General features: G+C 36.6%; 17 protein-coding genes. 1 reads left to right on the forward strand and 16 read right to left on the reverse strand.

From position 1 onward, the window contains the following. Positions 1-6: 6 nt before the first annotated feature. The 15 genes from AC5LXV_RS05525 to AC5LXV_RS05595 form a co-directional block, all read right to left on the reverse strand. A complete protein-coding gene (locus AC5LXV_RS05525; RefSeq protein WP_493467587.1) occupies positions 7-3,489 on the reverse strand; it encodes a DNA translocase FtsK 4TM domain-containing protein in 3,483 nt (1,160 codons plus the stop codon). Positions 3,490-3,593: 104 nt separating this feature from the next. Then, the gene (locus AC5LXV_RS05530) at positions 3,594-4,115 is read right to left on the reverse strand and encodes a gamma carbonic anhydrase family protein (RefSeq protein WP_493467588.1); all 522 of its coding nucleotides are present in this window, start codon (positions 4,113-4,115) and stop codon (positions 3,594-3,596) included. A gap of 2 nt (positions 4,116-4,117) precedes the next feature. Next, a complete protein-coding gene (locus AC5LXV_RS05535; protein WP_493467589.1) occupies positions 4,118-5,359 on the reverse strand; it encodes a Bcr/CflA family multidrug efflux MFS transporter in 1,242 nt (413 codons plus the stop codon). 106 nt (positions 5,360-5,465) lie between these two features. Continuing rightward, the gene (gene rsuA / locus AC5LXV_RS05540) at positions 5,466-6,155 is read right to left on the reverse strand and encodes a 16S rRNA pseudouridine(516) synthase RsuA (RefSeq protein ID WP_493467590.1); all 690 of its coding nucleotides are present in this window, start codon (positions 6,153-6,155) and stop codon (positions 5,466-5,468) included. A 15-nt stretch (positions 6,156-6,170) separates the two neighbouring features. Next, positions 6,171-6,908, reverse strand: coding sequence for a class I SAM-dependent methyltransferase (locus AC5LXV_RS05545; protein ID WP_493467591.1), 738 nt, complete (start codon positions 6,906-6,908; stop codon positions 6,171-6,173). Continuing rightward, positions 6,895-8,922 (reverse strand): oligopeptidase A, encoded by a 2,028-nt coding sequence (gene prlC, locus AC5LXV_RS05550; protein ID WP_493467592.1) that lies wholly within the window; start codon positions 8,920-8,922, stop codon positions 6,895-6,897. The genes AC5LXV_RS05545 and prlC overlap by 14 nt, the downstream gene beginning before the upstream one ends. Before the next feature lie 93 nt (positions 8,923-9,015). Next, a complete protein-coding gene (locus AC5LXV_RS05555; RefSeq protein WP_110434351.1) occupies positions 9,016-9,273 on the reverse strand; it encodes a BolA family protein in 258 nt (85 codons plus the stop codon). Positions 9,274-9,350: 77 nt separating this feature from the next. Continuing rightward, entirely contained in the window at positions 9,351-9,623 is a 273-nt protein-coding gene (locus AC5LXV_RS05560; RefSeq protein ID WP_493445986.1) for an STAS domain-containing protein, read from the reverse strand. 6 nt (positions 9,624-9,629) lie between these two features. Next, complete coding sequence (mlaC, locus tag AC5LXV_RS05565; RefSeq protein ID WP_110434349.1) at positions 9,630-10,271, reverse strand: phospholipid-binding protein MlaC; 642 nt, start codon at positions 10,269-10,271, stop codon at positions 9,630-9,632. A 2-nt stretch (positions 10,272-10,273) separates the two neighbouring features. Next, positions 10,274-10,852 carry an outer membrane lipid asymmetry maintenance protein MlaD gene (mlaD, locus tag AC5LXV_RS05570; protein ID WP_110434348.1) on the reverse strand — a complete coding sequence of 193 codons (579 nt, stop codon included), beginning with the start codon at positions 10,850-10,852 and terminating at the stop codon, positions 10,274-10,276. A gap of 11 nt (positions 10,853-10,863) precedes the next feature. Further along, the gene (gene mlaE / locus AC5LXV_RS05575; protein ID WP_493467593.1) at positions 10,864-11,643 is read right to left on the reverse strand and encodes a lipid asymmetry maintenance ABC transporter permease subunit MlaE; all 780 of its coding nucleotides are present in this window, start codon (positions 11,641-11,643) and stop codon (positions 10,864-10,866) included. Continuing rightward, positions 11,643-12,479, reverse strand: coding sequence for a phospholipid ABC transporter ATP-binding protein MlaF (gene mlaF, locus AC5LXV_RS05580; RefSeq protein WP_493467594.1), 837 nt, complete (start codon positions 12,477-12,479; stop codon positions 11,643-11,645). The genes mlaE and mlaF overlap by 1 nt, the downstream gene beginning before the upstream one ends. Before the next feature lie 269 nt (positions 12,480-12,748). Then, entirely contained in the window at positions 12,749-13,348 is a 600-nt protein-coding gene (locus AC5LXV_RS05585; protein WP_375334995.1) for a methionine ABC transporter permease, read from the reverse strand. A gap of 98 nt (positions 13,349-13,446) precedes the next feature. Then, a complete protein-coding gene (locus AC5LXV_RS05590; RefSeq protein ID WP_493467595.1) occupies positions 13,447-14,490 on the reverse strand; it encodes a methionine ABC transporter ATP-binding protein in 1,044 nt (347 codons plus the stop codon). A gap of 10 nt (positions 14,491-14,500) precedes the next feature. Further along, the gene (locus AC5LXV_RS05595) at positions 14,501-15,640 is read right to left on the reverse strand and encodes an amidohydrolase (protein ID WP_493467596.1); all 1,140 of its coding nucleotides are present in this window, start codon (positions 15,638-15,640) and stop codon (positions 14,501-14,503) included. Positions 15,641-15,824: 184 nt separating this feature from the next. Here AC5LXV_RS05595 and AC5LXV_RS05600 point away from each other — a divergent pair, with 184 nt between their 5' ends. Then, positions 15,825-16,673: a MetQ/NlpA family ABC transporter substrate-binding protein gene (locus AC5LXV_RS05600; RefSeq protein WP_493467597.1), complete on the forward strand. Its 849-nt coding sequence runs from the start codon at positions 15,825-15,827 to the stop codon at positions 16,671-16,673. A gap of 30 nt (positions 16,674-16,703) precedes the next feature. On the opposite strand, the gene AC5LXV_RS05605 is transcribed toward AC5LXV_RS05600, so the two are convergent. After that, positions 16,704-17,036, reverse strand: coding sequence for a rhodanese-like domain-containing protein (locus tag AC5LXV_RS05605; RefSeq protein WP_110434343.1), 333 nt, complete (start codon positions 17,034-17,036; stop codon positions 16,704-16,706). Positions 17,037-17,055: the final 19 nt, after the last annotated feature.

Raw genomic sequence — 17,055 nt, forward strand, 5'->3', positions numbered from 1 at the left:
TTTAGCCTAATAATCATTAGGTGTTGCTTGCGCAAGTACTTCTCGATTACCATTATGGCTAGGCGCACTTATAATACCCTCTACTTCCATTTGTTCTACAATCCGTGCAGCACGATTATAACCAATTCTGAATTTACGTTGGACGCTTGATATCGATGCGCGACGAGTTTCAACCACAAATGCGACTACTTGATCGAAAAGTGGATCAAGATCCTCGTCGGCCATATCAAAGCCGCCACCTTCATTATCATTGCTTGAAACTGTTACATTTTCGATATATTTAGGTTTACCACGTGCTTGCCAATCTTGTACTACCGCATGAACTTCTTCATCTCGGACAAAGGCTCCATGAACGCGAATAGGTATTGAGCTATTTGGTGCCAAATAGAGCATGTCACCCATTCCAAGAAGTGATTCTGCTCCCATTTGATCTAAAATAGTCCGTGAATCAATCTTGCTAGAAACTGTGAACGCAATACGCGTTGGTATGTTGGCTTTAATTAAACCGGTTATAACATCAACAGAAGGTCGTTGGGTAGCCAGAACTAAATGGATCCCTGCCGCTCTTGCTTTCTGCGCCAGTCGTGCGATCAGTTCCTCCACTTTTTTACCGACAGCCATAATCAAATCGGCAAATTCATCGACCATAACTACAATATAAGGTAGTTTTTCTAATGTTGGCATTTCAAGATCCATACTATCAGTTGGTTTCCAAAGTGGATCCGGAATTGGTCTTTGCATTTCTTCGGCAAGTTTGATTTTTTCATTGAAGCCAGCAATGTTACGAACGCCCAAAGCTGACATTAATCGATAGCGGCGCTCCATTTCATTAACACACCAATTAAGCGCATTAGCCGCATCTTTCATATCAGTTACCACTTGGGTTAATAGATGAGGTATTCCTTCATAAATCGACAGTTCTAACATTTTCGGGTCGATCATTATAAATCTAACATCTTCAGGCTGTGATTTATATAAAATGCTTAATATCATGGCATTAACACCAACTGATTTACCTGAACCAGTTGTTCCTGCAACTAATAAATGTGGCATTTTAGCTAAATCGGCAACCACAGATTGCCCCGAGATATCTTTACCAAGAACAACAGTAAGTGGAGATTGTGCATTTTTAAATTGCGGGCTGTCTAGCACCTCTCTAAAATAAACGGTTTGGCGATTTTGATTTGGTAATTCAATACCGACATAAGGTTTACCCGGTATAACTTCGACAACACGTACTGAAGGCATGGATAATGAGCGAGCTAAATCTCGATCAAGTGTTGAAATTCTTGCGGCTTTAATTCCTGGTGCAAGTTCTATTTCAAAACGAGTAATCACTGGACCCGGTAAATAATCGACCACTCGAGCTTTTACTCGGTAATCAGAAAGGCTTTTTTCGATTAGCTCTGCCATGGCGTTTAATGCCGCATGATCGATTTCAATCCGCGTGGTCGGTGGCGGTGTTAATAAATCCAACGAAGGTAAAGGTGTTGTTGGTTTTGGTAAAGGTTTGTCATTGCGTTTTAATAAAGGATGAATAAGACTTTCTTCCTCGTCTTCTTCATCTTCATCTTGGTTTAAAACTGCTTTTATTTCCGTATTGATAACAGTTGGTTGTTCATTTTGTTTAATATCAACTTGTTTTCGATAAATATCCTCTATTAATGGATTTTCTTCTTTAAGAAGTGCGATATCTACCTCTTCAGGTATCTCGACCTCATTTGAAGTATCATTATTATGATAACTATTATAATTATTATATTCAGGCATCACGCTTGGCGATACTTCATCCTCTAAAGGTTGCATTACAATTGGATTATCCAACTGTTGTGAACTATTTTGATTTGGATTTATTTCTCGCTGAGTGTCATCTAGAGTAAATAATGGTTTACTTGGTGCATCGGCAATGGTGTACTTATCTTCTTCAACAGGTTGGGTAATTTCACGATTGTTAGTTTGCCATTCTGATGTTGATGAACTAATGTCGCTTTTGGCACCCTCATCCATATTTTTTAAATAACTATTATATTCTGGCATCACGCTTGGCGATACTTCATCCTCTAAAGTTTGCATTACAATTGGCGCATCCAACTGTTGTGAACTACTTTGATTTGGATTTATTTCTAGCTGAGCATCATCTAGAGTAAATAATGGTTTACTTGGTGCATCGGCAATGGTGTACTTATCTTCTTCAACAGGTTGGGTAATTTCACGATTGTTAGTTTGCCATTCTGATGTTGATGAACTAATGTCGCTCTTGGCACCCTCATCCATATTTTTTAAATAACTATTATACTCTGGCATATCGCTTGGCGATACTTCATCCTCTAGAGGTTGCATAACAATTGAATTACCTAAGTGTTGTGAAGTATCTTGATTTATTTCTGGCTGAGCATCATCTAGAGTAAATAATGGTTTACTTGGTGCATCGGCAATGGTGTACTTATCTTCTTCAACAGGTTGCGTAATTTCATGATTGTCAACTTGCCCTTCTGATTTTGTTGAACTAATGCCGCTCTTGGCACCTTCATTCATATTTTTTAAGATAGTTTCCATTCGCGCTAAAATGGCATCAGGATCAATATCTTTTTTAGATATGTTATCTGTTGATTGACTGGCTTGGTTAATTGTTGTATTCGCTTCAATGCTTTGCAATAACTGGGCGGCGGTTTTAATGAATTTTTCATCATCTGTTAATGAAATAGCGCTTGTTTCGGTTGTATTTATATCAGATTCAACCGCAGTTGTTACATGGTTTTCGGTTAAATTTGGCAGATCAATATCTTTATTATTACTGTTATCATCGTTATCAGGTAGATGGAACTGTGGCTGTTTTTCAATTGGCGATATATGCTTATCTTGATTCGCATGTTCAGGTTTTGAGGCTTTATCAGACCTAAATAACCATTTTAGTGGTGATAGCATTAACATCACAAATGCACCCGTTTTTTCAAATAGGTAAAGCCAAGAGAAACCAGTCAATAATGTTATACAAGCTAAGGCTATTGCAAGTAAAGATAATGAGGTAACCAAGTTACTCATAATAGGTAGAAGACTGTTAATAACTATCAAACCAAGATAACCGCCAGCTTGAAATTGTTCTGGATCACGAATATTGAGAGTGAAAAAGCCACAACAGCTAAAAACAAAAGCTAAAATACCGATAATTCTAAATGAAAGACTGAAATAGTTAATAGGATCGTTACTATGGCGGTAAAAATACCTCATTAATTGTAAACAGAAAAGGATAAAAATGACCGGTAGACTATAGGCGATTAAGCCAAAAAATTGCAATAAAATATCAGAAATATATGCGCCAAGATAACCGCCAAAATTACTAATAGGATAGTGCCAAGCAGTACGTGACCAACCGGGATCGGCGGGATTGTAAGTAAACAGTGATAAAAATAAACAAACAGATAATCCTATTAATGATAATAGAATTAATTGCACGACAATCTGTCTTCCGGTTATTTTAAATTTTTTCAAACACGTTCCTAGAAGCTATCTTAATTTAATTTTTGGGTATTTTATCATAATTTGAACCTACTGATAGCGTGAATGGCTGATAAAAATTAATTTATTAGCCACTATTAAGTTAATGGAATTAAGGTTTGATTAAATCTTTTAGCATTTGATACATAATGTTGCGCATTTTTAATATTAGCTTGAATTTCTTCATCAGTAAGTTTGCGAATAATTTTAGCTGGAGAGCCCATAATCAAACAACCTTCTTGGTAAGGTAAGCTATGTGTAACTAATGAATTAGCACCGACTAAACAGTTTTTGGCAATTCTCGCATTATTTAAAATAGTACTCCCCATGCCAATTAAGGCATTATCTTCAATAGTACAACTATGTAAAATAACATTGTGACCAACTGTGACATTTTCACCGACAATACATGGTATATCGGTTTCTAGATGAATGGTGCTGTTATCTTGCACATTGCTATTTTTACCGATATGAATAGTTGCGATATCACCGCGTAAAACCGCATTAAACCAGATGGATACACCTTCTTTTAAAATAACATCACCGATAATCTCGGCTGATTTGGCAATAAAACAAGTAGAATTAATTTGTGGTTTTAAGTCACCTAATTGATAAATCATCATTATTTCCTTTTTATACTTTTGACACTCAAAAATAGCCCAGCAGCAAGAAAGTTGCAAATTATCATCGATCCCACCATTAACCATTCGGTTAAACTGCTCGTTACTGTTGTTGTGGTATGCGTTGAAACGAGGGCGGAAAGCAATACCCCCATAGCTCCAGCAACAGCAAAGCGCAGAGTGCCAGCAAGTGAAGAGGCAGTACCTGCTATATGCGAATAACAATCGAGAATAACCGCCATACAATTACCGCCTATGGTTGAGATGCATCCGATATAACCGGCAATGCATGCTACTAAAAAAATAAAACCTAAGTCAAATAGACTCACTATTGCCATGCCGATGGCTGTGATGAACTGGAGGAGTAAACCTAATTGTATCATGTTAATCGAACCAACTCGTTTCACTATCCGACTATTAAGCGTGTTCATCGAGACCATAACGATAACATTAATTGCAAAGTAATAGCCAAAATTGGTTGATGCTACACCGTGTAAGTTCATATAGACAAATGGTCCTAAACTTAAGAAGGAAAATAAACCAGCGCCAGAAAATGCGCCAATCATCATATAAGTAAATACTTGCCTATGTCTAAACAGTGCGATGAAATTACTCAAAATTCGAGTTAGGCTGAATTTATTTCGTTTGGTTTTAGCTAATGTTTCAGGAATATTGATTATCACCATGGCAAAACAGATGATAGCCATCAAGCAGAGAGCATAGAAGTTAGCTTGCCAGTCGAACCAAAATAGAATAAAACCACCTATAATCGGTGCGAGTAACGGGGCTACATTAGATATCAACATCACAAATGACATCATTTTAGAAAATTCATCACGATCCCGATATATATCTTTCATTAAAGCATTGATGACAATTGTGGTTGCCGATGCTGCTATTCCATGAAAAAACCGTGCAGTGATTAATTGATTGATACTGGCAGCTAAACCACAACAAAATACGGCGATTATAAAGATAATTAAACCACTAGTTAGAACTTTTCGTCTTCCATAACTATCAGTCAGTGGGCCAAATAATAGTTGGCCTAACGAGAATCCTAATAAATAACAGCTGATTGTCAGTTGTACAGTGGAGTCAGCGACATTAAATTGCTTGGCAATAGTTGGCATGCTCGGTAAATACATATCGATTGATAATGGCATTAACATTGATATGAAACCAAGAATAAAAATCAGTGCTTGTTTAGAAACTTTAATGTTAACTTGTGGCTCTTGTGTTTGCACGTCGTCATTCCTATGGAGCTAAATATTTATTTTGTTAAGTCCATGACTGGAACACTTATGAACACTTAACAAAACGAATATTAATTATCGATTTTAATGAAAAATACTATTTAAACGAATTAATCTCATCTTGAGTAAGAGGACGGTATTCACCTTCCGGTATGTCAAGAATAACATTGCCAATCTGTTGGCGATGCAACTGTATAACATGATTATTTACTGCGGCGAACATACGTTTTACTTGATGATATCGCCCTTCACTTATTGTGAGTTCGGCATGGTAATCATCAAGGATAACCAATTTAGCGGGTTCAGTCAGAGTCTTTTCACTTTTGAGTTGAATACCTTGTCTAAATATCTCAATAAGATTAGCATTTAGTGGTTGCTCAACCGTCACTTGATAGACTTTTTCACAATGATGTTTAGGTGAAGTTATACGATGTGACCACTTACCATCATCGGTTAATAAAACCAAACCAGTGGTATCAAGATCCAGTCTGCCTGCTGAATGCAGTTTTTCAGCCATAGGTTCATCAATAAAATAGAGGATAGTTGGATGATCAGGATCATCAGTTGAACAAACATAACCTTGCGGTTTATTGAGCATAAAGTAGCGATTGTCAGTAATAGGGACAATTTCGAAGCCATCATATTCTATAATTTGGTCAGGTGAAATATGATAAGCTCCTGATTTTACAATATCGCCATTAACGGTAACTTTTTGGGCTTTGAGTTCTTTATTAACTATGGTTCGGCTTACTCCCAGATGGTGAGCCAGAAATTTATCCAGTCGCATATTTAAATACTATTCCTATAGACAATCTGATGGTGTGTAGATATCAAAACGGTGATTTTTAGTTTTAATCTCAGCCGTTGGTTTTTGATTGGCTAAAAATGGCGCATAATCAGGTCGTTTAACCACAACTCGCTTTTTAGCTAATCGCCTTGCGGGCTCAAGCAACTCTTCTGCATCGAGATCACTACCGACTAATTGTTGAAAAATACGCATCTCTTTTTTGACTAATGCGCTTTTTTGTCGATGTGGAAACATCGGATCAAGATAAACAACGTCAGGTCTTTCCTGATAAGAATTGAGTCCAAGTAAACTTGAATTATAAATCAAATGTAAGTGTTTTTGTAATAATTGGCCAATAGTCGTATCTTGATAAGCACGATCAAGGCCATCGGCTAATAAGGCAGCGACCACAGGATGTCGCTCAAACATAGTAACCTGACAGCCAATCGAAGCTAATATAAATGCATCACGGCCTAATCCAGCGGTGGCATCAACCACGGTTGGTAAGTAATTACCTTTAACGCCAACAGCTTTGGCGATAGCTTCACCGCGACCGCCACCAAATTGACGTCGATGAGCCATGGTACCAGACACAAAATTAACCGCAATTGCACCTAATTTCGGTTCATCTGTTTTTTGTAGCTCAAGTTGATGGTTTCGAATAACGAGAGTAAATGGTAGTTCAGCATGATCGGATAACCACTGCTCAGCTAACTCTTTTAGCTGAGCAGTGTTAACATTAATGGATACCATAGTGACGAAGTAATGCCTCTAGTTGTGGTTCACGGCCACGGAAATTTTTAAATAATGTCATTGGTTCATCGCTGCCACCTTGAGACAAGATATTATCCAAGAAAGCATTACCAGTATTTTCATTGAAAATACCTTCTTCTTCAAAGCGAGAAAATGCATCAGCAGATAGAACTTCCGCCCACAAATAGCTGTAGTAACCTGCGGCATAACCACCAGCAAAAATATGACTAAATGCGTGAGGGAATCGGCCCCAATCAACAGTTGGTACCACAGCAACTTGTTGTCTGACTTGTTTTAAGGTTTCTAAAATATCTGGCGTTTTATCGCTATGTAATTTGAAATCAAATAATCCAAACTCTAGCTGACGCAAAATAAATAATGCAGCTTGGAAGTTTTTGGCATCAAGCATTTTTTCTAACATTTGTTGTGGTAACGGTTCACCGGTTTGATAATGGCCAGAAATAAATTCTAACGCCTCGGGTTGCCAACACCAATTTTCTAAAAATTGACTTGGTAATTCAACTGCATCCCATGGCACGCCATTGATACCAGCCACTGATGATACATCAATTTCAGTTAACATATGATGCAACCCATGACCGAATTCATGGAATAATGTGGTGACTTCATTATGGGTGAATAATGCGGGTTTATCGCCAATTGGACGATTGAAATTACAGGTTAAATAGGCCACAGGTTTTTGGATATGACCATCAGCAAAACGCATTCGACCGATGCAATCATCCATCCACGCACCACCTCGTTTATGTTCACGAGCATATAGATCAAGATAAAAACTACCTTTTAATTCACCTGTCGCGTCATAAAGATCATAAAATTTGACTTCTGGCGCCCAAACTTCAACATCATGACGCTGTTTGGCAGTAATACCAAAAATACGCTGAACCACTGCAAATAATCCGTTAACCACGCGTTGTTCTGGAAAGTAAGGACGAAGCTCTTCATCATTAATGGTGTAAAGATGTTGCTTTTGTTTTTCACTGTAATAAGCGATATCCCATGGTTTAATATCACTTGCACCAAAGTATTCATAAGCATATCTTTTAAGATCAGCTAGTTCTTTTTCGCCTTGTGGTTTAGCTTTGCTGGCTAAATCGGTTAGAAATTTTGTAACTTGAGTCGTTGTTTCCGCCATTTTGGTTGCTAATGACTTGTCGGCATAAGTGGTAAAACCAAGTAATTGTGCAAGTTCAGCACGCAGCGATAGTATTTCCTTAATGATTTCTGTGTTATCCCATTTACCGGCATTAGGACCTTGATCTGATGCACGGGTATTATATGCTTGATAAAGTTCAAAGCGTAAATCTCGATTATCACAGTAGGTCATGACAGGTAAATAACTCGGAATATCAAGTGTTAATAACCAACCTTCTTGATCTTTTGTTTTCGCCTGTTCTTTAGCGGCAGCTAATGCACTTTCTGGCATTCCGGCTAAATCTTCAACATTAGTGATAAGTTTTGACCAACCCATAGTGGCATCTAACACATTATTACTATATTGCGAAGATAACTCTGAAAGTTTGGCAACGATTTCCCCATAACGTTTTTGCTTTTCTTCCGATAATCCAATACCCGATAATTCAAAATCACGCAAAGCGTTGTCGATCACTTTTTTTTGCGCTTTAGTTAAATTTTCGTAGTGTTTGCTATCTTTAAGTTGTTTATAGGCTTGGTATAAAGGTTTATGTTGTCCTACCCAAGTGCTATATTCAGAAAGTAACGGTAAACAAGCTTCATAGGCTTCACGTAATTCAGGGCTATTTTTTACTGAATTAAGATGACTAACCGGTGACCAAGCTCGGCTAAATTTTTCATCCATCTCATCAATGGGTTGAATTAAGTTATCCCAAGTGAATTCACTATGTTGTTCAAGCACTGTTTCAATTGTTTTGCGGCAGTTGTTTAACGTCTCTTTAATAGCGGGTAAAACATGTTCAGGTTTGATTTGTGAAAATCGGGGTAATGGTGAATTGCTTAATAGTGGGTTAGTCATGCTGCGATACCTTATGCAATGATTATGTTTTTAATAAAACAATATGTTGTGGCTTAAAAACTCAATTCAAGCCTCTAGGTTCATTGGGTTTAATTATAAACCCATTAATTTGCGTTCACGTTGCCATTCAGTTGGTGTGTAAGTTTTGATTGATAATGCATGAATTCGATTATCATTAATAAATTCGGCTAAAGGCGCATAAATAGCTTGTTGTTTTTTTACTCGACTTAATTCAGCAAACATTTCGCCAACGGCAATAACTTGAAAATGGCTGCCATCATCGGTCATAACATGAACATCGTCAAGGTTTAGTGAATTTTTTAATTTAGCTATAATTTCTTGCTTATCCATTATTAAACTCAGTATTTATTTACTATTTATAAAAATTTACGGAACGGGGTTTTTGAACTAGTTAATTGCATAAATGGTTACTGATTGATAACGGTTTGCAAATCATAAAGTTCAATTAGTGTTTGTAATTGGGGGCTAATCCCTGTCAATTTTAGATCATATTGATTACAAAAATAGACAAGTGTCGCGAGTCCAGATGAGTCAACCCGAGTTACGTTAGCCACATCAATATGGGTTACATTACTTAATAGCGTATCTTGGGCCTTCCATAAATCATTTAATGAGTGAACATCAAGCTCACCCATTAAATTAAGTGAATTTTGTTGTTTTTCTGTTTGGATTCGCGACATAATGAACTAACCTTTTTGTTTTTCGTTTGGATCAATTTTGCGGTTGGATAGATCATTTAATTGTTTGGTTAAGGCATCAATACCACTTTGGCGTAAAATAGTTGCCCATTCGTTTTGTTTAGTGGTAACCATGCTTACCCCTTCAGCTGTTAGATCATAAGCTTTCCATTCACCGGTTACTGTATTTTTACGCCATTGAAAATCGATACGTATAGGTTGTTGATTTTTATCTGGTTGATTTAAAAGAACGCGAATTGAAACAAGTGATTTATTGGTTAAATCTTTTGATTTTTCAACTTGGTAAGTTTGACCGTTGTACATTGAAAGCGCTTGAGCAAAAGCTTGAACTAAATAGTTTTCAAAAGCGGTGAAATAAGCTGCTTGTTGCTCTTTGGTTGCTGATTTATAGGCGTCACCTAAGATTAAGGCGCCAGCATATTTAACTTGTACATAAGGTAATAGATCTGCTCTTACAATATCTTTAAGTTTATTTGGATTTGACTTAATTGATGCAGATTGTTCTTTCATCGTGTTAAAAATTTTATCAGCAGCAACTTGCATATCATTATATGGATCGTTAGCGAATGCCGACGTACTAATCACTAATGCGAGTACTAAAAAAAGGGTTTGTTTAAATTTGGTTAACATAGTTACTCCTTACTTTCATTGGTATCTTGTTTGTTATCTTTAGCTGACGAGCCACCAGCGCTATATAAAAACTGCCCAATTAAATCTTCAATCACCATGGCAGGTTTTGTATTGTTAATGACATAACCGTCTTCAAGATAAGCCGGTTTGTTATTACTATTATTAGTAGTTGTTGTGGTGTCGGAATCTAAAGAGTCAAGTTCATGTTCTATGCTTTGATCTAACCCAAAGTTGATATCGATAAATTGTTCACCTAATAGGCCAGAGGTTTTGATTGAAAGCGAACTGGAACTCGGAATTCTATCGTATTGCGCATCTAAATCCATCGTGACATAGGGTTTATAAGTATCACCATTTTCTGATTTAAGGCTAATATTGCTAACCCGTCCAATCACAACGCCGCCGATTTTAATCGGTGATCTTACTTTTAATCCACCAATATTATCAAATACCGCATAAACACGGTAGGAATTATGACTAGCGAAGGAAGTTGGATCGGTAACTCGAAAACATAAAAATAGTACTGAGCAGATAACCAGTACCATAAAAAATCCTACTGTAATTTCAACTTGACGACTCATGTTTAATGACCTCAATTACTAAACATTAATGCGGTTAAAATAAAATCTAACCCCAAAATAACTAATGATGAATAGACAACGGTATTCGTTGTTGCCCGACTAATTCCTTCTGATGTTGGCACGCAATCATAACCATTAAATAGTGCAATCCAAGTACTGGCGATTGCAAATGCAAAGCTCTTAATAAAACAGTTACCTAAATCGTGCCACCAATCGACATTGCTTTGAATGGAAGACCAGAAAAATCCAGCATCAATACCTTTCCAATCAACGCCGACCAATACCCCACCTAAAATGCCAACAGCGACAAAAATCGCCGTCAAAAATGGCATACAAAAAAATCCCGCCCAAAATCTTGGTGCGATAATTCGTCTTAATGGATCGACTGCCATCATTTCCATACTAGATAGTTGCTCGGTAGCCTTCATCAAACCAATTTCAGCCGTTAATGCTGAACCGGCACGACCAGCAAAAAGTAATCCGGCAACAACAGGGCCGAGTTCGCGTAACAACGCAAGTGCAACTAACATACCTAAACTGGCTTCAGCACCAAAGGTGGTTAAAATAAAGTAACCTTGTAGTGCCAGTACCATGCCTATAAAAAGACCTGATACGATGATAATGGATAGTGATTGTACACCGACAAAGTAAAATTGTTTAACAAGTAATGGGAATTGTTTGCTAAATTGAGGCTTACCAATAAGTGCACCAAATAGCATTAACCCAGAGCGACCTAACATAGCGATGATATTGATGACTGATCGCCCAAGTTTTGCAATTAAGTCTAACATTAGTTTGCACCTCTACTAAGGTCTAATTTATAATCAATCGCCGGATAATGAAATGGTACTGGACCATCGGCTAATCCTTCAAGGAATTGTCTTACACGTATATCATCATTATTGCGTAATTCTTCAGAGGTGCCACCAGCAATAATATGTTGCTCTGCAACAATATAAGCATAATCGGCGATACTCAATACCTCATTAACATCATGGCTAACAACAATACAGGTTAGTCCAAGTGATTGGTTGATTTCAGATATCAGTTTAACTATTACGCCCATGGATATAGGATCTTGCCCGGCAAAAGGTTCGTCAAACATAATCAAGTCAGGATCAAGAGCTATCGCTCGTGCTAAAGCTGCTCGCCGTGCCATGCCGCCAGATAATTCTGAAGGCATCATATTGGCTGCACCGCGAAGTCCTACAGATTGTAATTTCATCAATACTAAATTATGTAAAATTGGTTTCGGTAAATTAAAATGTTCTCGTAATGGGTAAGCAACATTATCAAACACCGATAAGTCAGTGAATAGTGCGCCTGATTGAAATAACATACTCATTCGTTTTCGGACTTCATAAAGTCGCGAACGAGTCATGCTAGGTATATCTTCACCATCAAACAGAATTTGGCCAAATTGTGGTTTGAGTTGCCCGCCAATCAACCTTAATAGCGTAGTTTTACCTATCCCTGATGGCCCCATAATTGCGGTAATTTTTCCTTTAGGAACCGTCAAATTCATATTTTTATAAATCGGACGAGTCCCACGATAAAAAGACATATCGTGTATCTCGACTAGATTCTCGGGTATCTCGACCTGGTTATTTTGTAATATGTTGGTCACAATAAGTTCCTACACTACCATTATTAAATGTTGGTTATTTTACTTGATTATTGCAAATATACAAATCCATTAAACAAATTTGCTAATTTAGCGTTGTTAATCATAGAACAGACTAAATCATATTGTTCGTCATTTTATGCTAAAACTTTATTTTAAATTACTATTATTTGATGATAGTTGATTGCTATTTGTTAATTGTGTAATAAATAGTGGCGTATATTAAGTAAACACCACTATAAAAGTACCGCAATATGATTTAAAATTGGCTATTATTCGTGTCTCGCTTTGCGTGCTAAGTAATTTCCTGTACTTTGTACAATTTGAATTGCGATCACTAAAATCACCACACAGATATAGATAACGGTATCATCAAAGCGTTGGTAACCTTGTGAATAGGCAACATCACCAATACCGCCGGCGCCAATAGCTCCAGCCATTGCTGTTGCACCAATCAAACCAATTGTGGCGGTAGTGAAAGTTAAAATCAAAGAGCTAAATGCTTCTGGAAGCATAAAATGCCAAATAATTTGCACTGGGGTGGCACCCATAGATTCAGCGGCTTCAATAATACCACTCTTCACCTCTAATAATGAGTTTTCAACTAACCTAGCAATATAGGGAGCTACATAAAACGTTAAAGGCACAATTGCTGCTGTCGTACCGATAGACGTGCGGACTATAAAGTAAGTAAATGAATGAAGCGAAAAGAGTAAAATAATAAAAGGTAATGATCGAACAAAATTGATAATTGGATTGATAATCTGATAAACCCGCTTATTCTCAAGTAAACCAGAAGGTCGCGTGGTAACTAAGCAAATTCCTAATGGAATACCGATTAAGGCACCTAATATTAACGAAAAAACAACCATATATAATGTGTCTATCGAAGCTTGTGCATATTGTTCTACTGTTACTCTGCTTAAAAAATTAGCATTCACATAATTGATAAAATCACTTACTACTTCCATTAGTTATTCTCCCAATGTTGGATTTCTGTAACGTTAACCCCATTTTCGCGAAGAAATTGCACCGATTCTTCAATATTACTATCACTTCCTTTTAATTGAACAAACATACTGCCTAATACGGTTTTTTCGATTTCGGACATATGGGCAAACAAGATATTCACTACCACTTTTTGTTGTATTATTAGGGCATTGATAATTGGTTCTGATGCTGAACGGCCTAAAAATTCGAGCTTGAACAACTTAATATTATGTTTATCTCCTTCAATTTCTAAAAGATTCTCAACTACGCCTTTAGGAATTTGATCATTAATGACTGAACTAACAAATTTTTGGGTCGTTTTATGTTTTGGGTGACCAAAAACATCCACTACATTGCCATGTTCAATTATTTTACCTTTTTCCATCACTGCCACTTTATGGCATATTTGCTGTATTACATGCATTTCGTGAGTAATTAGGACGACAGTTATTCGATATTTATCATTAATTTTTTTAATTAATTCTAAAATAGATTGCGTGGTTTGCGGATCGAGTGCTGATGTAACTTCATCACAAAGTAAAATATCGGGATCATTGGCTAAAGCACGGGCAATACCGATACGTTGTTTCTGCCCACCAGACAACTCTTTGGGGTAACTAGAGGCTTTGTCACTTAATCCAACAAATTCAAGTAGTTCAAAAACTTTCTTTTTAATAGCTTGCTTATCTTTTTTGATGAGAACTAAAGGTATCGCTACATTTTCATATACGGTTTTAGATTCAAGTAAATTGAAATGTTGAAATATCATACCGATTTTACGGCGCACTTGACGTAATTGCGAATTTGATAATTGATTTAATGATTGATTTTGAATAATAACATTACCTTGAGTAGGTTTTTCAAGAAAATTAATTAGACGTACTAGGGTACTTTTTCCTGCACCACTATAACCAATGATGCCGTAAATATCGCCTTTTTGGATAGTTAAATTAATGTCTTGTAATGCTTGGGTGGTAACGCCATTGCGCTCATATTGTTTAGATACATTTTCAAATTTTATCATTATGTAATACCTATCGATGTTGGGCTAATTCAATTAATCCTTGCTCAGCGAGTTTGACTAAATAATTGGCAGCTGGCATTATCATGTCTCGATTAACTAAAAATTTTGGATGATGCAAGGCATAAGGACTTTGCGAGCCAAGATTGATAAATGCGCCTGGTAGATGATGTAAATAGTGGGCAAAGTCTTCACCGCCAAGTTGTGGTTGAAAATCAATGACCTCATAACCTTCTTGTTCAGCAATTTTTTGACAAAAGTCGACCCATTTAGCCATATTGATGATAGATGGTGGACCATCAAACCATCTTAGCTCTGCATTAGCGCCCATACTAAGGGCGATATTTTCAACAATACTTTTTAATTGTTGTTTAACTTTTAGTCTTATTTCTGGCGTAAGTGTTCTAACCGTGCCCTCCATCTCAACAGTTTCAGGAATAACATTCCATGTGTTTCCGCCTAAAAATTTGGTAATACTGACAACAACTGCATCAAGCCCACTTACTGTGCGACTTGATATTGTCTGGATGGCGCTAACGATTTGTGAACCTATAACAATTGGATCAATCCCTGCTTCAGGCCTTGCTGCATGAGCACCAACCCCTTTTATGGTAATTTCAATACGATCAACGTTAGCTGAGAACGGTCCTGCTCGTGAGGCCATTTGGGTAATGGATAAATTCGGATTATTATGCATACCCAAAATAGCGTCGACACCATTGAGTGCACCAATTTCAATAAAATGTAACGCACCACTAAAATTCTCTTCGGCAGGTTGAAAAAGTAAACGGACTGTTCCTTTTAAATGCGATTCTTTGGCTTTTAATAGATAAGCGGCTCCCATTAAAACGCAAGTATGCAGATCATGACCACAAGCATGCATAACCCCTTGTTTTGTTGAACGGTATTGGCAATCAGATTGCTCATCAATGGGTAGGGCGTCAATATCAGCTCTTAGGGCTAAAACTGGTTTGCCTGAGCCAATTTCAGCAATAACCCCGGTTTTTGCACCTAATTCTAAAATACGAATATTGGCTTTTTCTAAGTAAGATCTTAGTTTTTTAGTGGTTTCAAACTCTTGATTTGAAAGCTCTGGATTTCGATGTAAATCGAGAAAAAGCTGTTCGATAAGCGGAGCAACTGCGTTTGTCATGGCAAATCCAATAGATAACAAATTATTGATATTATTACATTATCACAGCTGTTTTCTTTGCTCTAATAACCGTTTTTTATAACTTATTCCCAAAAGTTATAAGATAGAATTACTTGGAATAAATGAATTGTTTTTTTTGTGTTAGAGTGTTTGGAAAATTTACATTTCACTGAGGATAGTTCAAATGAAAATGGGTTTTATCAAACAAAAATTAGTTAACAATGTTGTGGTATTAACATTATTTAGTGCTATTTTTTTCATTACAGCATGCGATAACTCATCATCGAAAGCTGATAATCAAACTAAAAAAGAGATCAGTATGGGAGTATCCCCAGGACCATATAATGATCTGTTTAATGATGCGGTCAAACCAATACTTGAATCAGAAGGATATAAAGTGAAATTAGTGAATTTTCCACATTTATTAGAATCTGATGTGGCATTAAGTGAAGGTAGTATTGATTTAACCGTAGCTCAACATACCGCATATATGGATGTATTCAATAGTCAACGTAAAGCCAATTTAAAATCAGTCGTGCATGTACCTTCTGTTCCTGCGGCGATATTTTCAAATAAATTTACTTCAATAGAAAATGTCTTTCCTGGTGCTAAAATCGGTATACCACAGGATGCATCAAATGCAGCTCGTTCATATAACTTGTTAGAAAAAGCTGGTTGGATTAAGTTAAAACCAAATACTAATCCAATTATTGTGGGTAAAAATGATATTGCCGAAAATATTGCTGGTGTGAATATTGTTGAGATGGATTCAGCTAATATTCCAAGAGTGTTAAATGAGTTAGACTTCGCGGTTATTCCCGGTAGTATTGTCTATTCTGCAAATATTGACTCAAAAAAAGCCCTATTATCTGAAACAATTATTCCTGATTTAGAAATTATGGTTGTGGTTAATGAAGGTAATGAAAATAGTCAATGGGCAAAAGATATAAAACGTATTTACCAATCACAACAATTTAAAGATTACATGCAAACACACAATCAAAATGGCTATTGGGTTATGCCACAAGAATAGTGAGAGCTTAGCCCGTTTATATGCGGGCTTTTAATATTTAGCCATACTGGTATCGATGGTTTGTGCCCAAGCATCAATGCCACCAGTTAAATTGTAAAGAAAATTATTATCAAAGCCATTTTCCAGTAAATAATTTGCCACGTTACGGCTTCTTACACCACGATGACAATAAATCACAATATCAATTTCGTCAGGAATTTTATCCAAATAAAGTGGAATTAAGTTCATTGGAATATGATTGGCGCCTTCTAGCATACAAATGGCGATTTCGTTCGATTCTCTAACATCTAGCAGATAAAACGGTACGTTACTATCCATCTTTTGTTTTAATTGTAATGGGGTTATCTCTTTTATTACAGTCATGATTAAAACTCATTTTATT

Source organism: Gilliamella sp. LMG 34359 (assembly GCF_984569085.1).